22 protein-coding genes are annotated in these 19,563 nt (G+C 75.4%); 9 read left to right on the top strand and 13 right to left on the bottom strand.

Annotated elements, in window-relative coordinates; genetic code table 11:
• The first annotated feature begins 15 nt into the window (after positions 1-15).
• From BUE45_RS17050 to BUE45_RS17035, 4 genes are all read left to right on the top strand, one after another.
• Positions 16-1,086, top strand: coding sequence for a serine hydrolase domain-containing protein (locus BUE45_RS17050; RefSeq protein ID WP_073380338.1), 1,071 nt, complete (start codon positions 16-18; stop codon positions 1,084-1,086).
• Positions 1,083-1,469, top strand: a complete 387-nt coding sequence (locus BUE45_RS17045; protein ID WP_073380337.1) for a hypothetical protein — start codon at positions 1,083-1,085, stop codon at positions 1,467-1,469. Before BUE45_RS17050 ends, BUE45_RS17045 begins: the two co-directional genes overlap by 4 nt.
• A 270-nt stretch (positions 1,470-1,739) precedes the next feature.
• Positions 1,740-3,107 (top strand): ATP-binding protein, encoded by a 1,368-nt coding sequence (locus BUE45_RS17040; RefSeq protein ID WP_073380336.1) that lies wholly within the window; start codon positions 1,740-1,742, stop codon positions 3,105-3,107.
• Complete coding sequence (locus BUE45_RS17035) at positions 3,104-4,420, top strand: cytochrome P450 family protein (RefSeq protein ID WP_143173392.1); 1,317 nt, start codon at positions 3,104-3,106, stop codon at positions 4,418-4,420. The genes BUE45_RS17040 and BUE45_RS17035 overlap by 4 nt, the downstream gene beginning before the upstream one ends.
• 53 nt (positions 4,421-4,473) lie before the next feature.
• Here the strand turns inward: BUE45_RS17035 and BUE45_RS17030 are convergent, their stop codons facing one another.
• Together BUE45_RS17030 and BUE45_RS17025 are read right to left on the bottom strand one after the other, a co-directional pair.
• Positions 4,474-5,604: a hypothetical protein gene (locus BUE45_RS17030; protein ID WP_073380335.1), complete on the bottom strand. Its 1,131-nt coding sequence runs from the start codon at positions 5,602-5,604 to the stop codon at positions 4,474-4,476.
• Positions 5,601-6,209 (bottom strand): RNA polymerase sigma factor, encoded by a 609-nt coding sequence (locus BUE45_RS17025; RefSeq protein WP_073380334.1) that lies wholly within the window; start codon positions 6,207-6,209, stop codon positions 5,601-5,603. The genes BUE45_RS17030 and BUE45_RS17025 overlap by 4 nt, the downstream gene beginning before the upstream one ends.
• Positions 6,210-6,410: 201 nt before the next feature.
• Here BUE45_RS17025 and BUE45_RS17020 point away from each other — a divergent pair, with 201 nt between their 5' ends.
• Positions 6,411-7,433 (top strand): alpha/beta fold hydrolase, encoded by a 1,023-nt coding sequence (locus BUE45_RS17020; RefSeq protein ID WP_073380333.1) that lies wholly within the window; start codon positions 6,411-6,413, stop codon positions 7,431-7,433.
• Here BUE45_RS17020 and BUE45_RS17015 read toward each other — a convergent pair.
• Together BUE45_RS17015 and BUE45_RS17010 are read right to left on the bottom strand one after the other, a co-directional pair.
• Positions 7,421-8,266, bottom strand: coding sequence for an NAD-dependent protein deacetylase (locus BUE45_RS17015; RefSeq protein ID WP_073380498.1), 846 nt, complete (start codon positions 8,264-8,266; stop codon positions 7,421-7,423). The two genes, BUE45_RS17020 and BUE45_RS17015, sit on opposite strands and share 13 nt — an antisense overlap.
• 32 nt (positions 8,267-8,298) lie before the next feature.
• Positions 8,299-8,691 (bottom strand): nuclear transport factor 2 family protein, encoded by a 393-nt coding sequence (locus tag BUE45_RS17010; RefSeq protein WP_073380332.1) that lies wholly within the window; start codon positions 8,689-8,691, stop codon positions 8,299-8,301.
• Positions 8,692-8,827: 136 nt separating this feature from the next.
• On the opposite strand from BUE45_RS17010, the gene BUE45_RS17005 reads away from it, so the two are divergent.
• Complete coding sequence (locus BUE45_RS17005) at positions 8,828-9,388, top strand: PadR family transcriptional regulator (RefSeq protein ID WP_073380331.1); 561 nt, start codon at positions 8,828-8,830, stop codon at positions 9,386-9,388.
• Positions 9,389-9,431: 43 nt separating this feature from the next.
• Entirely contained in the window at positions 9,432-9,959 is a 528-nt protein-coding gene (locus BUE45_RS17000; protein WP_073380330.1) for a potassium channel family protein, read from the top strand.
• Between the two features lie 3 nt (positions 9,960-9,962).
• Here BUE45_RS17000 and BUE45_RS16995 read toward each other — a convergent pair whose 3' ends face one another.
• From BUE45_RS16995 to BUE45_RS16980, 4 genes are all read right to left on the bottom strand, one after another.
• A complete protein-coding gene (locus tag BUE45_RS16995) occupies positions 9,963-10,316 on the bottom strand; it encodes a UBP-type zinc finger domain-containing protein (protein WP_073380329.1) in 354 nt (117 codons plus the stop codon).
• 53 nt (positions 10,317-10,369) lie between these two features.
• Positions 10,370-10,657 (bottom strand): Rdx family protein, encoded by a 288-nt coding sequence (locus BUE45_RS16990; RefSeq protein WP_073380328.1) that lies wholly within the window; start codon positions 10,655-10,657, stop codon positions 10,370-10,372.
• 65 nt (positions 10,658-10,722) lie between these two features.
• Entirely contained in the window at positions 10,723-11,352 is a 630-nt protein-coding gene (locus tag BUE45_RS16985) for a TetR-like C-terminal domain-containing protein (RefSeq protein ID WP_073380327.1), read from the bottom strand.
• A gap of 96 nt (positions 11,353-11,448) precedes the next feature.
• Positions 11,449-12,189 carry an SDR family oxidoreductase gene (locus BUE45_RS16980; RefSeq protein ID WP_073380326.1) on the bottom strand — a complete coding sequence of 247 codons (741 nt, stop codon included), beginning with the start codon at positions 12,187-12,189 and terminating at the stop codon, positions 11,449-11,451.
• Between the two features lie 214 nt (positions 12,190-12,403).
• On the opposite strand from BUE45_RS16980, the gene BUE45_RS16975 reads away from it, so the two are divergent.
• Entirely contained in the window at positions 12,404-13,339 is a 936-nt protein-coding gene (locus BUE45_RS16975) for an aldo/keto reductase (RefSeq protein WP_073380325.1), read from the top strand.
• Positions 13,340-13,403: 64 nt separating this feature from the next.
• Here BUE45_RS16975 and BUE45_RS16970 read toward each other — a convergent pair whose 3' ends face one another.
• From BUE45_RS16970 to BUE45_RS16955, 4 genes are all read right to left on the bottom strand, one after another.
• Positions 13,404-14,444 carry a CPBP family intramembrane glutamic endopeptidase gene (locus BUE45_RS16970; protein WP_073380324.1) on the bottom strand — a complete coding sequence of 347 codons (1,041 nt, stop codon included), beginning with the start codon at positions 14,442-14,444 and terminating at the stop codon, positions 13,404-13,406.
• Positions 14,445-14,595: 151 nt separating this feature from the next.
• Positions 14,596-14,850, bottom strand: a complete 255-nt coding sequence (locus tag BUE45_RS16965) for a hypothetical protein (protein WP_073380323.1) — start codon at positions 14,848-14,850, stop codon at positions 14,596-14,598.
• A gap of 2 nt (positions 14,851-14,852) precedes the next feature.
• The gene (locus tag BUE45_RS16960; protein ID WP_073380322.1) at positions 14,853-16,199 is read right to left on the bottom strand and encodes a TRAP transporter large permease subunit; all 1,347 of its coding nucleotides are present in this window, start codon (positions 16,197-16,199) and stop codon (positions 14,853-14,855) included.
• 82 nt (positions 16,200-16,281) lie between these two features.
• On the bottom strand, positions 16,282-17,634 hold the full coding sequence (locus tag BUE45_RS16955) for an RraA family protein (RefSeq protein ID WP_073380321.1): 1,353 nt from the start codon (positions 17,632-17,634) through the stop codon (positions 16,282-16,284).
• A gap of 215 nt (positions 17,635-17,849) precedes the next feature.
• Between BUE45_RS16955 and BUE45_RS16950 the strand changes: the two genes are divergently transcribed.
• The gene (locus BUE45_RS16950) at positions 17,850-18,608 is read left to right on the top strand and encodes an IclR family transcriptional regulator (protein ID WP_073380320.1); all 759 of its coding nucleotides are present in this window, start codon (positions 17,850-17,852) and stop codon (positions 18,606-18,608) included.
• 66 nt (positions 18,609-18,674) lie between these two features.
• Here the strand turns inward: BUE45_RS16950 and BUE45_RS16945 are convergent, their stop codons facing one another.
• Entirely contained in the window at positions 18,675-19,502 is an 828-nt protein-coding gene (locus BUE45_RS16945; RefSeq protein WP_084737410.1) for a MerR family transcriptional regulator, read from the bottom strand.
• Positions 19,503-19,563 lie beyond the last annotated feature (61 nt).

Raw genomic sequence — 19,563 nt, 5'->3', positions numbered from 1 at the left:
CGAGGGAGGAGACCCGTGCGCACCCGCACCATCGCGGCGGCCTGTCTGGCCGCCCTCCTGGTCATCGCCCTGGGGATCGCGGTCGCCCCGCGCGTCCCCGCGCTGTCCACCGCCGAGACCGGCGACCGGGAGCTGCTCGACCGCGCCCGAGACCTGTACGCCGACGGACCCCGCGACCTGCTCGGCGTCGTCGAGATCGACGGCGAGGAGACGGCCCTCGCCCACTTCGGGGGCGGCGCCGACACCGACTTCGAGATCGGCTCCATCACCAAGGCCATGACCGCCCTGCTCCTGGCGGACGCGATCGAGCGCGGAGAGGTCACCGAGGACACCCGGCTCGGCGACCTGCTCGACCTCGACGGCACCCCGGTCGCCGACGTCACCCTGGCCGAGCTGGCCTCCCACCGCTCCGGGCTGCCCCGGCTCCCCACGCGGTTGCGGGACGTCGTGTCGAGCGCGGTCGCCGCCAACTACTTCGGCCGGGACCCCTACCGCTACGACGACTCCGTCCTGCTGGACCAGGCCCGCGCCGCAGAGCTCACCGACCGCGGCGAGTCCCACTACTCCAACCTGGGCTTCGCCCTGCTGGGCCCGGCCCTGGCCGAGGCGACCGGGACCGGGTACGCCGACCTGCTGCGCGAGCGCCTCCTGGACCCCCTGGGCATGGACGACACCTACCTCCCCCGCACCGAGGCCGACCTGCCCGACGACGCAACCCTCGGGCACACCGAGCGGGGCCGCACCGCCGCGCCCTGGCTCGCCGCGGCCTACACCTCCACCGTCGGGGTCCGCTCGACCCCGGCCGACATGGAGCGCTTCGCCCGCGCCGTGCTCGACGGCACCGCCCCCGGCACGGCCGCGCTGGAGCCGCGCTGGCCCGACGGGGACGACCGCATCGGCTACGCCTGGGTGACCACCGACGTCGACGGCACCGAGGTGACCTGGCACAACGGCGGCACCGGCGGGTTCGTCTCCATGCTGGCCCTGGACCGGGAGGCCGACCGGGCCGTCATCGTGCTCTCCAACACCACCGCCGAGGTGGAGGGGCAGGCCGTCGAGCTGCTCACCGGGAAGGAGTGGTCGTGAACCCCGCGCTGATCCCCGTACTCATCGGCGCCGCCCTGTGCCTGTGGTGGGCGCTGGCCGCCGTGTCCCTCGCCCTGGCGGCCCGGCCGGGCGAAGGGAGGAACCGCCTCGCCGACCGCTGGGACGCGGTGTCCCGGACGGCGTCCCTGGGCTTCGTGGCCGCGCTGTCCCTGGTCGTCGTCACCTGGACCGTCGTCCCCGTGGCCCTGTGGTACCTGCTGACCGCCCTGTCCGCGGCGGCGGTCGCCGCCGTCGTCCTGCGCTCCCCGGCCCTGCCCGCCCGGGGGGAGGACCCCGCGGCGCCCGGCCGCCGGGCCTCGGCGATCGGCAACGTCGTCCTGACCGCCGCGGCCGTCTGCGCGCTCGCCCTGTTCCTTCCGTGAACGGCCCGGGAAATCCCGGAAAGGCGGGCCCTCCGGGAAATGCCGTCTGTCCCGGAAAATGCATTGTCCTGACAAATAACGAATTCGTCCCGCCGGGTGCGGGATGACCTGGGGGTCCCCGCCTTTCCGGCGGGGATCCCTTTCTCGGTAAGGCCCGCGCGGCGGACGAATGTGGTCTACCGTAAAAATGTCCAACCGCGCGTTCCCCGGCGAGCGCCGTGGCCGGCCGGGCACGCGGCGGGACTCCGTGCCGTTCGACCCGAGGACCACATGTCGACCGACTCCACCGACCGGATCCGGATCTCCCCCCACCCCGCCCACCAGGCGCTGATCGCCCTGCTGGCCAGCGCCGTCCTCGTCGCCCCCGCCTGGTCGTGGTCGGTGGCGGCCGTCGGCCAGGGCGACCGCCCCCTGGTCGCCGCGGTCACCGGGGCCCTGGGCACCGCCCTGTGCGCCGCGGTCGCGGTGGCCGCCCACCGCGCCGCCGCGGTCCGCGTCGTCCGGGACGGGCGCGTCCGCGCCCGGGCCGCGGACGACACCCTCGAACACGAGGCCGCCCTGCTCGCCGACCACCTCCTGCCCGCCCTGGCCGACGGCGTCCGCTCCGGCCGCACCGTCCGGGAGGTCCTCGCCGCCCACCCGCCGGTCCGGCACGCCGCGCTGGACCGGCTGCTGCGCGCCGCCGGGGGCGAACTCGACCTCGCCGCCCGCAGGGCCGAGCACGCCCGCGCCCTCATCGCCCGCTGCGAGCGGCGGATCACCGAGCTGGACCGGGCCTGGCTGCCGCCGCTCACCGCCCGCATCCGCACGGACCGCTGCGCCGCCGCCGAGGCCGCGGACCCCCCGCCCGCACCGACGGGCCACCTGCCCCTCGACGACGCCCTGGCCTCCCTGCGCGACCACGTCCGCTCCGAGCTGCTGGCCGCCGCACGCCGCACCGACACCGTCCTGGCCGCCACCGCCTCCTGCGGGGCCCGGCTGAGCGCGGGCCTGGAGACGGCGGCCGAGCACCTGCGCGTCCTGCGCGAGACCCACGGGGACCGGCCCGAGGTCCGCGAGGACCTGGTGGAGGCCGGGCGCGTCCTGGCCCGCACCGTGCGGACCGCCGACACCCTGGTCACCCTCGCCGGCGGGGGGACCGGCCGGCGCGACCCGCTCACCGTGCCCCTGCCTGACGTCCTGCGCCGGGCCGCCCGCCGCGTCGGCGCCCGCACACGGGTGCGCGCCCGCGGCGCCGAGGGCGTGGAGGTGCTGGGACAGGCGGCCGAGCCGCTGGCCCGCGTCCTGGCCGAGCTGCTCGACAACGCCGCCGCCTTCTCCGGCCCCGACGCCGAGGTGTCCGTCCGGGTGGAGGGGGACGAGGAGGGGATCGTCCTGCACGTGGAGGACGGCGGACCGGGGATGCGCCGCCGCGAGCGCGAGGCGGCCCGGGCCCGCGTCGACTCACCCGGGGGCCTGGAGGTCGTGGACGGGGACCGCACCGGCCTGGCCGTGGTCGGCCTCATCGCCGCCCGGCACCGCTTCGGCGTGGACTTCGGGACCTCCCCCCAGGGGGGCCTGTCGGTGGGGGTCCTCGTCCCGCGGACCCTGGTCGCGGCGTCCGGTCCGGTGCCGGAGCGGGCGGGGCTCGCCTCGTGAGCGCCCGGCGGGAGGACCCCCTCCGGTGGTGGGAGGGGGCCGGGGCCCGGCCCGCGGACCGGGGCCCGGCCCGCCTCCCGGTCTTCGGCGCCGACCCCGTCCCGGACGGCGCACCGGACCCCGCCGCCGATCCCGCCGGCAGCGGACCCCCGCCGCCCTCGCCCGACCACGCCGGCGCCCCCCGCCTGTACGGGCCCGCGGCCGACCGGGACGTCGCGGCCCTCCACGCCCGGCTGCGCGCGCTCGGACCGGTCGCCCCGGTGCTGCTGGAGGGCGACGTCCCCGCCTGGTTCGTCTCCGGGGTCCGCGAGCTGCGGCAGGTGATGGGGCGCTCCGCGTGGTTCTCCCGGGACCACCGCAGGTGGAACCTGCGGGACCGGATCGGCCCCGACCACCCGGTCCTGGCCCACGCGCTGTGGGCGCCGCCGGTGCTCCTGGGCGAGGACGGCGCCGACCGGGCCGACGCGATCGGCGACGCCCTGGCCGCGGTCGAGGGGATCGACCTGCGCGACCTGTCCCGGCGGGTGGCCGGCCGGCGGGTCGACGGCTTCGCGGCGGCGGGGAGCGCCGACCTGGTCGCCGACTACGCCCGGCACGTCCCGGCGCGGGTGCTCGCCCGCCTGTGCGGAGCGCGGGAGGTCCCGCCCGGCGAACTCCTCGCGGCGGCGGGCACCGGCCCCGGCGCCGCCGCGGCCCGCGGCCGTCTGCACGGGCGCCTCACGGAACTGGTGCGCGACCGCCGCCGCCTGCCCCGCGCCGACGACCCGGCCTCCCTGCTCGCCGCCCGCCGCGCCGCCCCGGAGGAGGTCGCCCAGGACCTGCTGCTGGTGCTCGTCTTCGGTCAGGCGGCCGTCGCCGACTGGATCGCCGTCACCCTGCGCCTGGCCCTGGCCGACGACGGCCCGGCCCGCTCCCTGGCCGCGGGGCGGACCACCGTGCCCCAGGCGCTGGAGGAGGCGCTGTGGCGGGACACCCCCGCCCGCAACGCGGTCGGACGCTGGGCGGTCCAGGACTGCGACCTGGGCGGTCGCCGGATCCGCCGCGGCGACCTGCTCGTCCTGGGGCTGGCGGCGGCGGGCGCCGGCGCGCAGCCCGCCGGGCGGGAGAGGCCCCGGGTCTTCTTCGGCCACGGCGAGCGCGGCTGCCCCCACCCCGTGCCGCGGGTCGCGGCGGCCATCGCCGCCGCGGCCGTGGAGGTGGTGCTGGAACGGCTGCCGGACCTGCACGCCGTCCCGCCGCTGCCCGCGCGCAGGTCCTCCCCGTGGGCGGGCGGCCCGGACCGCCTCCCGGTGGCCTTCACACCCCGCCCGTGACGACGCCGGCCCGCTCCCTGGAGAAGGGGGAGCGGGCCGGCGCCGGACCGCGGTCACCAGTCCTCGTACTCCACCGGCACGGCCGGGTCGCCGATCTCGTCGACGGCCCCGACCTCCTCGTAGGCCGTCCAGGCGTGCTCGTCCCAGTGCTCGCTCAGCAGGGCCCCGCCGTCGGGGTCGATGATCCAGCGGACGGACTTCTCCCGCCCCTCGTCGGAGGAGGCCGGGTTCACGACCTCCACCTCGTAGCCCTCCCGGCCGAGCGGGTCCCGGGCCGGGCCGACCAGGCGGATCCCCTCGATCTCCCCGGCCAGGGTGAAGAGCGCCCCCAGGGTCCGGCCGCTCACCGGGGAGGTCGCCAGCGCGGGGAAGTCGTAGACCATGCTGGCCCGGAAGTCCTCCTCCGTCGGCTCCACCGGCGGCACCCCCTCGGGCTCGCCGCCCTGGCGGTTCGCGGTCCACTGCTCGCGCAGGACCTCCTCCAGCGCCCCGGCGTCCTCGGGCAGCGCCGCCAGACCGGAGACCCCCACCCCGTACGGGGTGTTCCTCTCGCCCCGGTAGGCGGTGCTCATCGGGGAGGCGAAGGCCAGCTCGGGCGAGCCGTCCCGCTCCCAGGCGCTCTCGTCCGCCTCGGTGGGGAACTCGGTCTCGGTGTCCAGGCTGAGGTTGGCCAGGCTCCGGAACTCCCCGCCCAGCTCCCACCATCTCTCGTCGGTGAAGGTCTGGCGCACGGTGTACTCGCCCTCCCCCTCGCCCAGGACCCCGGGCGGGTCCGCGACGAGGTGGCGGCGCGTGCGGACGTACCAGAAGCCCTCCGGGTCCGCCTCCCGGGCGGCGGCGGCCTCGGCGGCGGCGGCGAACAGCTCCCGCGCGTCGGCGGGGCCGGACGCCGCCACGCCGTTGTTCTGGACGTCGGCGTCGCCTTCGCCGGGCACCACGGTCCGGCCGGGGGAGTACACGAGGACCCCGGCGGCGACCGCGGCGGCGGTGACCAGCACACCCGCGGTCAGGGGCAGCCGCCACCGGCGGTCGGCGGCGGCCCGCAGGAACGCCCTCCGCCCGCCCGCCGCCCGCGCCCGCTCCAGGACGTGTTCGCGCCGGCGCCGGCTGAGCTCGTCGGCACGCTCGCGCAGGGCCCGGGGCTCCAGCGCCGACACGGTTTCGAGGATGTCGTCCTGGATCATCGTGCCTCCTGGTGAACGGTGCGGGCGACGGTACCGGGAACGGCCCGGTGGCCGGGGGAGGGGCGGTCCGCCCCCCGGCGGGCGGCGGAGCCCTCCAGGGACTCCAGTGCTCTGGCCAGCGCGCGGCGGGCGCGGTGCAGGCGGACCGAGAAGGTCCCGGACGAGCAGCCGACCACGCGGCCGGCCTCGGCGGGCGACAGCCCGTGCCAGGCGACGAGGGTCAGTGCCTCCACGTGCTTCTCCGACAGCCCGCCCAGCGCCCGGACGGCGCTCTCGCGCAGCACGAACCTCTCGGCGACGTCCCAGTCCTGCTCGTCGCGCCGGTCGGAGAGGTCGGCCAGCCGCCGCAGCAGCGTCTCCCGGCGCATACGGGCCCCGTACTGCTTGCGGAGCAGGTTGCGGGCCACCCCCAGCAGCCAGGGCAGCGGCGGGTCGGGGACGGCGGACAGCTTGCGCCAGGCGACCACGAACGTCTCGCTGGCCACCTCCTCGGCCACCGTCTCGTCCGCGCGCAGGAGGCAGAACGCGAGGATCCTCGCGTGGTAGCGGTCGTAGAGGTCCGCCAGCCGGTCGGTGGGCGGGGCCTGCGCCCTGTCGGTCCTCATCGGTCTCCTTCGACATCGCCGGACTCTCGCTGAAGTAGTCCCGGGCGGGACGGGCGGGATTACCACCGCACCGGCTTATTTCGCGCTTTTCCGCCCCTGGTCCGAAAAAGCCCGGTTCCCGTCCTCGCGAGCGGGGGACGCCGCCGGGAGCGGCGCTGTAGCGTGGCCCCGACCCTCCCCGACCGGCACCAGGAGCGGACGATGAACGTGGAGCACGAGGACGTCGAGGTCAACGGTGTCCGCCTGCACATCGCGCACCGGGGGAGCGGCCCGCTGGTGCTGCTCCTGCACGGCTTCCCCGAGGGCTGGTACTCCTGGCGGCACCAGTTCGACGCGCTGGCCGCGGCCGGGTACCGCGTCGTCGCACCCGACCAGCGCGGCTACGGCCGCAGCGACCGGCCCGAGGAGGTGTCGTCCTACACCCTGCCGCACCTGGTGGGCGACGTGGTCGCGCTGATCGCCGCGCTGGGGGAGGAGAGCGCCGTCGTGGTCGGGCACGACTGGGGCGCCCCGGTCGCCTGGGCCACCGCGCTCATGCGCCCGGACCTGGTGCGCGGCGTGGTCGGCCTGAGCGTGCCCCCGGCGCCCCCGGCGATGATGCCGCCGCCCTCGGTGACCCGGCAGATCTACGGCGAGGGCTACTACCAGGTGTACTTCCAGGAGCGGGGGCGCGCGGACGCGGAGATGGCGGCCGACCCGGCCCGGTTCCTGCGGCGGATCCTGGTGGGCGCCTCCGGCGACGCCCCCTTCGCCGACGGGCCGCGGGTGTGGATGATCCCCGAGGGCACGACCGCGGTGGACGGGCTGCCCGAGCCGGAGTCGCTGCCCGCCTGGCTCACCGAGGAGGACGTCCGGGTGTTCGCCCGCGAGCACGCCCTGCACGGGGAGCACGCCTACACGGGCCCGCTGGACTGGTACCGCAACATCGAGGCCAACCAGGGCCTCATGTCGCCGTTCCGGGGACGCACCATCGACGTGCCCGGGCTCTACGCGGTGGGCACGATGGACCTGGTCCTGGCCATGCGCGGGGTTGCGGAGCTGCGGGCGGCGCTCACCTCGATCGTCCCGGACCTGCGCGGGGACATCACCCTCCAGGGCTGCGGGCACTGGACCCAGCAGGAGCGCCCCGCGGAGGTCAACGCGGCCCTGCTGGACTTCCTCGCCGGCCTGGACCGGGCCCCCGCGCCGCGGACGGGGCACGGGGCGCGGCCTCAGGAGGCGTAAGAGTCGGCCAGGGCGGCGAGCACCTCCGAGCAGCCCGCGTCCACGGTGAGGTCGGCCAGCGCGTCGCCGCGGGTGGCGCCCCGGTTGAGGATGACGATCGGCAGGCCGGCGTCGGCGGCGGCCCTGACGAACCGCCGCCCCGACAGGACGGTCAGCGAGGAGCCGGCGACCAGCAGCGCCGCGGCCTCCTCCACCAGCCGGTACCCGCGGCGCACCCGGGCGGGCGGCACGTTCTCGCCGAAGTACACGATGTCGGGCTTGAGCACGCCGCCGCAGCGGGCGCAGTCCGCCACCCGGAAGCCCTCGGTGGACGCCAGGGCGGCGTCGGCGTCGGGGGCGATCTCCACGTCGTCCACCATGCCGGCGAACCCGGGGTTGAGCGCGGCCAGCCGCTCGGCCAGCCGTTCGCGCGGGAGCACCGCCGAGCACTCCAGGCACACCACCCGGTCGTAGCGCCCGTGCAGGTCGATCACGGAGCGGCTGCCCGCCGCCTCGTGCAGGGTGTCCACGTTCTGGGTGATGACCGACGAGACCACCCCGGCGGCCTCCAGGCGGGCGAGCGCCAGGTGGCCCGCGTTGGGCCGGGTCCGGTGCACGTGCCGCCAGCCGACGTGGTTGCGCGCCCAGTAGTGGCGGCGAAAGGCCGGATCGCCGACGAACTGCTGGTAGGTCATGGGGGTGCGGGGCGGGGACCCGGGACCGCGGTAGTCGGGGATGCCGGAGTCGGTGGAGACGCCCGCCCCGGTCAGGACCAGCACGGGGCCGTCGCCCAGGACCCCCCGGATCCGCGCGGCCGCGGTCACGGGGTCGGTCGCCGCGAGTGTGTTCGTCACCCTTGCGAGGGTATGCGCCGCGCCCGCCGGGGTCACCCGGCGGCGGCCTCCTCCCGGACGCGGTCGAACTGCGCGTCCATCGCGTCGGCCAGGGCCTGGAGCCCCGACAGCGGGCGGACCATCACGGTGAGGGCGTCGATCCGGCCCTCGTCGTCGAGGTGGAGCAGGTCGCAGCCCTCCACCTCGCGGCCCGACACCGTGGCCCGGAACCGCAGCACGTGCTCGCGCCCGTCGGCGGAGGCGCACTCGCCCACGTACCGGAAGTCCTCGAACACCCGCAGCACCGCGCGCAGGATGGCGGCGGTGACGGCCCTGCCGCGGTGCGGCCGGAACGCGACCGGGCTGGTGAAGACGACGTCGTCGGCGAGCAGGGCGGCGACGGCCTCGCCGTCCCGGGCCTCGACGGCCTCGCGGAAGGTCCCCACGGCGCACTCTCCTCAGTCAACGAATTGAATAGGTGTGCAGGAGGCTAACAGGGCGGGGCCGGGCTGTACACGGGGCGGCAGTGGATTCCTTGACCAGTCAACGACGCGACTATTCCGGGGGCGCTACAGTGGCCCGATGGCACTGCGCAACGCCGTCATGGCCGCCCTGCTGGAGGGCCCGGCCTCCGGGTACGACCTGACCAAGATCTTCGACTCCTCGGTGGCCAACTTCTGGATGGCCACCCCCCAGCAGATCTACCGCGAGCTGGAGCGGATGGAGGGCGAGGACCTCATCGAGGCGACCGTCGTGCGCCAGGAGCGCAGGCCCGACAAGCGCGTCTTCACCCTCACCGGCCGCGGTCGCGGGGAACTGCGCGCCTTCACCTCCCGCCCGCCCCGGCCCATCGCCATCCGCGACGAGCTGATGGTCCAGGTGCAGTCCGTGGACGTGGGCGACGCCGACGCCGTGCGCACCGCGGTCACCGAGCGCACCGCCTGGTCCAGCGCCCGCCTGGGCCACTACCTCCGGCTGCGCGCGCACCTGCTGGACGGGCGCACCGAGGAGGAGCACCTGTCCCGCGCCGAGCGGATCGGCCCCTACCTCACCCTGCTCCGGGGCATCGCCCTGGAGGAGGAGAACCTGCGCTGGTACGAGCGCGTGCTGGACATCCTGGAGCGCCGCGGCGCCCTGCGCTGAGCCGCCGGGAAAGCCCGCCGTGTCCGTGCTATGACTGTGGGTCATGGCCTTCGAGAGCGGGCGGACGCCGCCCCCGCGCCGGTGGGACCGCACGATCCTCGCGGGCGAGGTGGGACTCGTCGTCGTGCTGTACTACCTCGTCCCCTTCGAGGCGGTCGGCGACTCCTGGCAGGTGTGGGTGCGCTGGACCGCGCTGGCCGCCGGGCTCGCCCTGATCTGCCGGTCGGTGGTCCGGGCGGCCCGGCTCCAGGAGCGGGAGGACCCGGCCGGGCTGTCGCTGCGCCCGCCGATCCTCCTCGCCGCCTGCGGGATCGCCCTCTTCGCCCTCGCCGACCACGGGATGGCGCTGGCCCGGCCCGGCGAGTTCGCGGGCCTGGAGACCCGGACCGACGCCCTCTACTTCGCCCTCACCACACTGGCCACCGTCGGCTACGGCGACATCCACGCCCAGGGGCAGTGGGCGCGCGGGCTCCTCATCTGCCAGATGGTCTTCAACGTCGCGGTCATCGCGGGCGCGGTGCGCCTGCTGGCCGGGCGCCTGCGGGCCCGCGCCCGCCCGGGCGGGCGCTGAGGGTCAGCGGTTCAGCCGCCGCGTCCAGTCCCCGGGCACCCGGTCGGCCGGGCCGGGCGAGGGCTGGTCCGCGGGGTGGGAGGTGGGCTCCGCCAGTGCGGGGCCCTCGCCGGTCCCGCCGCTGCGGAAGTCGTAGAACCACACCTCGCCGGGTTCGTAGCTCTGGATGAACGGGTGCCCGGTCTCCTCGAAGTGCCCGGTGGCGTGCCGCCCCGGCGAGCTGTCGCAGCAGCCCACGTGCCCGCAGGCCGCGCAGCGGCGCAGGTGGAACCACCAGCCGCCGCCCTCGTCGCACTCCCGGCAGCCGGGGCCGGTGGGCGGGGCGGACGGGTCGATCTCGTTCTGGGAGTCGCTCATGGGGCAACGGTAGACGCCGCACGCGCTTTTGGGGAGGACGCGCGTGGGCCGTGTCAGTCCTTGCGCTCGGAGTGGCCCAGCGGCCGGTCCGGGGCGATCCTGTCGCGGACCAGCCGCTTGATGTCCGCGGCGTCGGTGAAGGCGGCGTCGCTGCTGCGCGACCACACGGTCTCGCCGCCCACCCGCACCTCGAACACCCCGCCGGTCCCGGGGACCAGCGCGACCTCTCCCAGTTCGGCCTCGAACGTGGTCAGCAGCTCCTGCGCCATCCACGTCGCGCGCGGCAGCCAGCGGCAGCGCGTGCAGTACTCGATCTCCAGGCGGGGTCCGTGTTCCGGCATGGGGACAGTATGCCGGAACCGGCCGGTCCGGGGCCGGGCCGGGGCCGGGCCGGGGCCGGGCCGGGTCACCCCGGGCCGACGCCGTCCAGCAGGTTGGCCACCAGCGCGGCGGCGAACTCCTCGGTGACCGGTTCGTCCGGGATGAGCAGCCGGTGGTAGACCGCCCCCCACAGCTGGTCGACGAGGACCCGCACGTCCGCGTCCGCCCGGATCTGGCCCTCCTCCTGCGCCCGGCGCAGCCGCTCGGCGGCCAGGGCGCGGCGCTGAGAGGAGTACAGCCGCCGGTAGGCGGCGGCCAGCCCGGTGTCGGTCTGCGCCTCGCCGATCAGCTGGGTCAGGACGCGGCCCCCGGGCGTGCGGGTCATGACGCGCACGAACGACCGCATCTGGGAGAGGAGGTCGGCGCGCACGTCCCCGGTGTCGGGGAAGTCCAGCGCGGGTTGGACGGCGTGGAAGTAGCCGTCCAGCGCCAGCGAGCCCCGCGAGGGCCACCACTTGTGCAGGGTGGTCTTGCTGGCGCCGGACAGGCGGGCCACCCGCTCGAAGGTCAGGCCCGCCAGGCCCTCCTCCAGCAGCAGGCCGCCCACGGTGCGCAGGACGTCCGCGCGGACCTCCTCGGCGGGGCGGCGGCCCCGGCCGCGGGCGCCGCGCCGCGGACCCCCGTCGGCGGCCCCGGCCGCCGAATCGTTCGTCACGCTCCCCCTCCTCGCTCCCCGTCTCCCGGGCGCCGGCTCCCCGGCCCCCGACGGCACCGTACGCGACCGCGCCGCGCGGGCGCGCCGGGGGAGGCCTCAGGCGAGGCCGCCGTTGGTGTAGAGGGTCTGGCCGTTGACCCAGCGGGCCGGTCCGGCGAGGAAGGCCACCGACTCGGCGATGTCCTCGGGTCGGCCCAGCCGCTCCAGCGGAGGGGCCGCGGCGAGCGCGTCGACCTGTTCCTGCGACTTGCCGTCCAGGAACAGCGGGGTGGCGGTGGGCCCGGGGGCGACGGTGTTCACGGTGATGTCCCGGCCGCGCAGCTCGCGGGCGAGGATCAGGGTGATCCCCTCCACCGCGCGCTTGCTCGCGACGTAGGGGCCGTAGCCGGGGAACTGCAGGCGCGAGACGCTGGTGGAGACGTTGATGATCGCGCCGCCCGCGCGCACCCGCCGGGCGGCCTGCTGGGAGACGACGAAGGCGCCGCGGACGTTGGTGCGGTGCATCCGGTCCAGGGCGTCGAGGTCGAAGTCGGCGATCGGCCCCAGGACCATGGTCCCGGCGGTGTTGACGACGACGTCGATGCCGCCGAACGCCGCCTCGGCCTCGTCGAACACGGCCGCCATGGCGTTCTCGTCGGCGACGTCGCCCGCCACGGTGATCGCCCTGCCACCCGCGCCCGTGACGGCGGCGACGGCGGCCTGCGCGCGCTCCCTGTTCCCGGCGTAGTGGACGGCGACCGCCGTCCCGTCGGCGGCCAGCCGCTCGGCGACGGCCCGCCCGATGCCGCCCGAACCGCCGGTGACGAGGGCGACGCGATCGGTTCCGCTGCTGCCCATGGTCCTGCCTCCCGTGGTCTCCGTGAAATGGTCTACGAGTCCATATAACTCCTATATGGACTCAACGTCCATATCTTTCGCCATGGCGTGGATCACACGGGGCGGGCACCCCGGCGGGAATTGATGAGCCCCGGTTCTGAATCGCGGAGGACGCCCCTGTTGGACTTCCCCCGGCCCGCACTCCTACCGTGAACGCCGGACCGAAAGGAACCCCGTGAAGACCTTCACCCTGCCCGGGACGGACATCGCCGCCCCCAACGTCGTCCTCGGACTCATGCGCATCGCCGAGAAGACCGACGACGAGATCCGCGCCCTCGTGCGCACCGCCCGGGACGCGGGCGTCGACTTCGTCGACCACGCCGACATCTACGGCCGCTCCCTGCACGAGTGCGAGCGGCGCTTCGCGGAGGCGATGCGCCTCACCCCCGCCGAGCGCGACGCCGTCACCGTGCAGACCAAGGTGGGCATCGTCCCCGGGGGGCCCTACTTCGACTTCTCCTACGAGCACATCCTCGCGTCCGTCGAGGGCTCGCTGCGCGCCCTGGACACCGACCGCGTCGACATCCTGCTGCTGCACCGGCCCGACGCCCTCGTCGAGCCGGAGGAGGTGGCCCGGGCGTTCGACGACCTGGAGGCCGCGGGCAAGGTCCGCGCCTTCGGGGTCTCCAACCACACGCCCCGCCAGATCGACCTGCTGCGCCGGTACGTGCGCCAGCACATCGCGGTCAACCAGCTCCAGCTGTCGGTCACCCACGCCCCGATCGTCGCCCAGGGGGTGGCCGCGAACATGCTCGGGGAGCCGCAGGCGACCGTCCTGGACGGCGGCGGCGTCCTGGACCACGCCCGCCTGCACGACATCACCGTGCAGGCGTGGTCGCCGTTCCAGTCGGGGTTCTTCAGCGGCGTCTTCCTCGGCTCGCCCGACCACCCGGAGCTGAACGCGGTCCTCGACCGGCTCGCGGAGAAGTACGGGGTGCCGCCGATCGCCGTGGCGACCGCCTGGATCACCCGCCACCCCGCCCGCATGCAGGTGGTGCTCGGCACCACCACACCCGAGAGGGTGGCCGGCGCGGCCCTGGGGTCGGACCTGCCGCTGACCCGGCCCGAGTGGTACGAGCTGTTCCGCGCGGCGGGCCACCGCGTCCCCTGACCCCAGGGGCGGGCCCCGCACCCGTTACCGGGTGCGGGGCCCCGGGACCCGGCGGGGACCGCCGCTACACGGCCGGGCCCGTCGGGGCGCCGCCGGGGGTCAGCGCGGGTCCCGTGCGCCGGGTGGCCAGCCAGACCACCGCCGTGACCGCGATGAGCAGGGCGCAGGGGACGAGCATGACCGCCGATCCCATGCCCACCGAGCGGTCGAACCCGGCGGCGAGGTCGGAGTGGGTGATGACGGCGATCAGGAACGCGAGCGTGTTGTTCACCGCGTGGATCACGATCGCGACCTCCAGGCCGCCGGTGCGCCAGGTGATGAGCGCCAGCGTGGCGCCGAACGTCAGGTAGTACAGGTTCAGCCACGGGTCGGCCGCCAGGTGCGCCGCCATGAACACCAGGCTGGAGACGGCCACGCCCAGGAGCAGCGCCGTCCGGGGGCCGCGGCCCCAGCTCCCGGCGACCCGGAAGACCAGGCCGCGGAAGCCGTACTCCTCGCCGGCCGCCTGGAGCGGCACCAGCAGCAGGATGATGCCGAAGGTCAGCAGCAGGTCGGTGGTCGACCACACCCCCTCCTCATACGGGCTGAGGAAGGAGAAGACGGTCATGTAGACGACCCAGACCGGCCCCAGGACCAGCAGGGAGCGGGTGAACGGGCCGGACCGGAAGCTCGCCAGGACCGAGTGCAGGGAGGCCGCCCGCACGCCGTAGAGCCACCGCTGGAGGAGCATGCTCCAGGGGATGAGCAGGGCGAGCGAGAGCAGGCCCGCGCCGTTGAGCAGGGGGGTGAACTCCATCTCGCCCGACATCGGGTCGGACCTGCCGGTCAGGGTGTCGACCATCACCGCGAGGAAGCTCAGGCCGAAGCTGAGCACGAGCATCCCGGCCACGAGGAGCACGATCGCCAGGACGCCGCGCCAGACGCGGCGCTTCTCCCCGGCCAGGACGCGGTGGTAGGGCACCCCGGCCGGGACGGGCACCGGCCCGCGGCGCCGCGGGAGGGCGGTGGGCGGGACGGGCTGCGGTTCGGCCTCAGCCGCGGGGGCCGCGGGGTCTGCGGCGGGTCGCGCGGAGGGAGGGGGGAGGGGACGGTCGTCGCTGTTCATACCTAGAACCTAACGAGGGACGGGCCCCGACCGGCAGGGGCGGCCGTCACCGGTTCCGGCTGAGATACACACGCCCGCGGCGATGACATCCGTCATCCCCGGGGCGGGGGAGGACCGGGCCGGGGGGCCGCGGCGCGCCGCGGCCCCCGCCTCACTCCTCCTCGGGCCCGCCCGCTCCGGGGCGGAGGTAGTTGCCGATGAACCCCAGCACCCCGAAGGCCGCAGCGGCGGCGATGGTCGGCACGAAGAACAGGTCCGAGGCGCCGGTCACCCATTCCGGCCGCTGGGCGACGACACCGGCCAGCTGGCCCAGCACCAGCAGCGCCCCGAGGGCGAAGCAGCTCAGCAGGCCGATCTTGAACAGCGCGCGGACCACGGTGAAGGCCCGGGACTTGAGAGCGGTCATGGTCAGCCTCCCAGGACCGGAAGGACGCCCCAACCGATCAGACAGCCGATCAGGAAGATCGGGATCATGTAGTAGACGATGAGCGGCAGGAAGGTGCTCTCCGGCCGTGCCCCGGTCAGCCCCGCGGCCACGAAGATCGACCCCGACGCGGGCGGCGAGGCGCCCTCGGTGGAGGCGAACACCAGGATCGCGATGACGGCGAGCAGCGGGTCGACGCCCACACCGACCAGGGCCAGGAACGAGATCTGGCCGACCGCGGTCAGGGTGGCGGTCGAGGAGAGCGGGCCGGCGACCAGTGTGACCACCAGTCCGACCACGACCACCATGAGGGTCGAGCCGACCGGCAGGGCCTCCAGGACGGCGTTGACGTCCTCGGCCAGTCCGAGCCGCCCGAGGATCTCGCTCGCGGCGATCGCGAAGAACAGCAGGGCGCCGATGGTCGCGAACTTGGGCAGCGCCCCGTCCAGCAGGCGCGACCAGTCGCGCGCCGAGCGCGGGAGGCGGTCCCGCCCGGCGACGAGGGCGAAGCCGATGATGAGGATGGGGATCCAGGTCAGCAGCGAGATGTCGCCCATCGCGTCGCCCAGGGGGGTCGACTCGGCGAGCAGGTCCGCCAGCGGGCCCACGGTGAGGACGATGGGGATGAGCGCGCCGAGGAAGATCGACAGGGCCCCGGCCCCCTGCCGCAGCGAGGTGCGCAGCGGCACCAGGTCGTGCTCGTCCACCTTGGGGATGCCGTCGCGGCGCACGAAGTACGCCACCAGGCCGATGCGCAGCAGGATCTGGTAGAGCCCGGCGACCAGCAGGCCCAGGTACACCTGTCCGGTGGTGACCATGCCCCCGGCGAAGCCGATCATGATCACCATGGAGGCGCTCGGCGGCAGGGCCGCGCCCATGCCCCCGTTCCCGGCCAGGACCGTCGCGGCCCGCGTGGGCGTCCACCCCGTGCGCACCATCCAGGGCCCGGTGAAGGATCCGCTGGAGGCGGTGTTGGCGGAGTTGGACCCCGACAGGGACCCGAAGACCGCGGAGCCGGCCGTGTCGATGAACGCGGGACCGCCGCGGATGCGGCCGAACACGGAGTTGAGGATGGCCAGGATCCGCTGGATCAGCCCCGTGACGTCGATGAGGTACGCCATGAACACGAAGGCCAGGGCCGCGTAGAGCACGTCGTGGGTGAGCGCGTCGGCCAGGCCGCCCAGGAGGTAGGCGGGCGCCTGCGCTCCGGCGAACAGGGCCGTGGTCACGAGTCCGAGCAGCATGGCCTCGCCCATGTTCCGCTTGAACACGACGTTCCACACGATGATCACGGCGATGAAGGCCGCGAGGGCTAGAAGTGCGATGGGCATGGGTCGACCTTCGGTGGTGGGGCGTGCCGGTGCCCGCGGACGGGCGGGGTGTCGCTCGCGCGGAGCGACCCGTGGGGGGTGCTCATCCGCGTTCCCGGCGGATGGTGCGGAGCCGCTCGGCCTCGTCCTCCAGGACGAGCCGGGACGCGGCGAGGGTCTGCTCGGCCTCCAGGCGCGGCACGATGAAGACGCCGTCGCCGTCGGCCACCACGATGTCCCCCGGGGCGCAGACCGCGCCGCCCACGGAGATGGTGCGGCCGACGTGGCCGGGCCCGTCCTTGTAGGGGCCCGCGGGGGAGACCGCGGCGGCCCAGACCGGGAACCCGAGTTCGCGCAGCTCGTCGACGTCGCGCACCGCGCCGTCGACCACCATGCCGCGCACGCCCCGGTTGACGGCGCGCTCCGCGATCAGCTCGCCCAGCAGCGCCCGGGAGCCGTCGCCCCCGCCGTCCACGACCAGCACGTCGCCGGGCCGGGCCTGGGCCAGCGCCCGGTGCAGCGCCCGGTTGTCGCCCGGGCGCGTCTGGACGGTGAGCGCGCGGCCCGAGACCCGCGCCCCGCTCCACACCGGCCTGATCCGGGAGGACACGAACCCCAGGCGGTCGCGCGCGTCCCCGACGGCCGCACTGGGAATCGCCGCGAAGGCGTCGATCAGCCGCTCGTCGCCCCCGCCGGCCGTGCGCGCCAGGTACCGGTGGCGGTCGGCCGCGCCCCGGCTCACCGGCGACTCGACGGAGAGGCCGTCCAGCAGCGCGATGCTCGCCTCCAGTTCGCTGGAGCGCCGCACGGCGTGCAGGCGCGTCCCGTGGTCCAGCCGGTCCAGCGCCTGGGAACCACCGGTGAGCGCGTCGGCGATCTGCTTGCGCATCCACTCCTCTTCACCCGCCGCGGCCCCCGCGTCGACGGCTTCGGTGATCAGCGCGCCGAGGCCCTTCATGAACACGCTGCGCAGCAGTTTGCGGCCGGAGGCCGCCCCGACCGTGTCCCCGATCGGCCGCGCGTCCGAGCCCACGACCTCCAGGGCGCGGGCGGCGCCGTCCGCGGCGGGACCGGAGAGCAGGACCTCGACCCCGGCTCCGAACTTGACGACGGAGCCGATGACGGCCCCGTCCACGACGCCGGCCGCGTCACCGATGGTACGGGCCACATCCGTCTTGACCTGCGGTGAGGCCGCGTTCAGGTCGATGTAGACGGCGTCGGGGCGCAGCGCGGGGGCGGCCTCCCCGGCGGCCCGGACCGCGTGGGCTGCCGTGGTCAGGCTCAGGACGAGGTCGGCGCCCTCGACCGCCTCGACCGTCGAGGAGGCCCGTGTGACGCCCTCGGGTGTGGGGACCGCGGGGCCGGGATCGAACCCGACCGACCGCCAACCGGCGTCGGCGTACGCCTTCGCGTAGATCGCTCCGGCCTCGCCGAGGCCCAGGACAGCTACCTTCATCACTCCACCATCTATCATTGGGTGATAGTTTCTCTTGCTGGTTGATAGTGAGTGTGACCTGTGGCTCTTTCGGCTGTCAACCTGGTGGAAACCTCTCCGCTACCGTGGAAGGGTCGACGGCGAGCCGGATCGCCGTGTCCGGCGGGCCTCGCGGCCTCCGCCGCGAACACGGGGATCCCCGGAGGAACACGAGTGGGGAGAGTGGCCAGGCGAGCATGGGCGCCACAGCCGGAGGCGGGAACCAGGGGCGTACGCTCGACCGTGCGCTGGACGTCCTCGAATGCCTGGAACGCGCGCGCGGACCGCTGCGGCTGAGCGACATCGCCCGGGAGGCGGACCTGCACCTGGCCACCACCCAGCGCACGGTCAACCAGCTGGTCCGGCGCGGATACGTGCAGCAGGGCCGCCTGGGCTACTCACTGGGACCGGTGCTGCTGTCGCTGGCCCACGCGTTCGTGGTCCACGACCGGATGAGCACGGTCGCCCCCCCGGTGCTGACCGAGCTCTCCGCGACCACCCGGCTGACCTCGTCGGTGTACGTCCGGTCGGGGGACGAGCGCATCCTCGTCGCCCGGGTCAGCGGCGCGGACCCCCTGCGCTACCAGTTCCCCATCGGGCGCCGGGTGCCGCTGGACGTCGGCGGCGGCAAGGTCCTGCTCGCGGCCCTGCCGGACGAGGAGATCGAGGAGTACCACCGCCGCTCCCCGGAGACCACCCTGGCCTCGGGCCGGGTGCAGACCCTGGAGGAGCTGCGCGCCGACGTCGAGCGCGTGCGCCGCAACGGCTACCACCTCGCCGAGTCCGAGCGGGAGCTGGGGGCGCTGAGCCTCACCCTGCCGGTGCACGACGCCGACAAGGAGATCGCCGGGGCCATCAACCTGGTCACGACCACCGACGTCACCGGCGCCGACGAACTGCTCGCCTGGCTGCCCGAGCTCTCGCGCGGGGCCGGCGCCATCGGGGTCCGCATCTGACGGCCCGCGGGGCGCCGGCGCGCCCGGGCGGCCCGATGCGGCCCCGTAGGCCGGCGCGCCCGGGCCCTACTCCCGCGGGTCGCCGGGCCGCCCGGCGGCGGCCTCCCCGTACAGGTGGAGGACCGCGCGCCGCAGGACGTCGCGCTGTGCCTCGCCGTACAGGTCGTGCAGGGAGCGCGCCGCCGTCCGCGCGACCTCGCTCCAGGGCTTCGTCCGGTGCGCCCCCTGCTCCGCCAGCCAGGGGAAGGCCTCCCGATGCCCGGCGAGCGCCCGCGCCACCCGCTCGGCCAGGCGTTCCCGGGTCTCCTCGTCCGTGTCGGGGCCCAGCGCGTCGAACTCGCGGTCGAGGTCGGCGGGCTCGGCCTCGATCATGCGCCTGATGTCGCCCAGCGCCCGCTCGTCGTAGAACGTGGAGTAGATCGCCAGGAGCGCCCGGTCGGCCTCGCCCAGCCGCCCGGCGACCGGCCCGAAGCCTGCCGGGACGTCGATCGGGGTGCGGTCGCGCAGCAGGGCGGCGAGTTCGGCGCGCGCCCGCTGGAGCCGCTCGATACCGGCCGCGAGCTCGGCGTCGAGCACGCGCAGCGAGTCGGCGACGGTGCCCGGCCGGTCCCCCATCCGCTCCACCCGCGTGAGCGGGAGCCCGAGTTCGCGCAGCCGCCGGATCCGGACGAGCCGCGCGAGATGGCGCGCCCGGTACTGCTTGTAGCCGTTGCCCAGCCGCTCGGGCTCGTCGAGCAGCCCGATGCGGTGGTAGTGGCGGACGGTGTTCACCGTCGTGCCCGCCATCTCGGCGAGTTCGCGCGTGCTCCACCCCGTGGTCGCCCCCGCCCCGGGGAACGGCGGTGCCGGTGCGCGGTCGTCGGGCGCGGGTTCCGGGTCCGTCGGCGGTGTCATCGGCCCCTCCTCGCGGGGCCGGCCGCGGCCCCGTCGTCGACGCCCCGGGATCCGGTCCCGG

Source organism: Nocardiopsis flavescens (assembly GCF_900141985.1).
GTDB lineage: Bacteria > Actinomycetota > Actinomycetes > Streptosporangiales > Streptosporangiaceae > Nocardiopsis > Nocardiopsis flavescens.
This window is presented reverse-complemented; position numbering and strand designations above follow the sequence as displayed.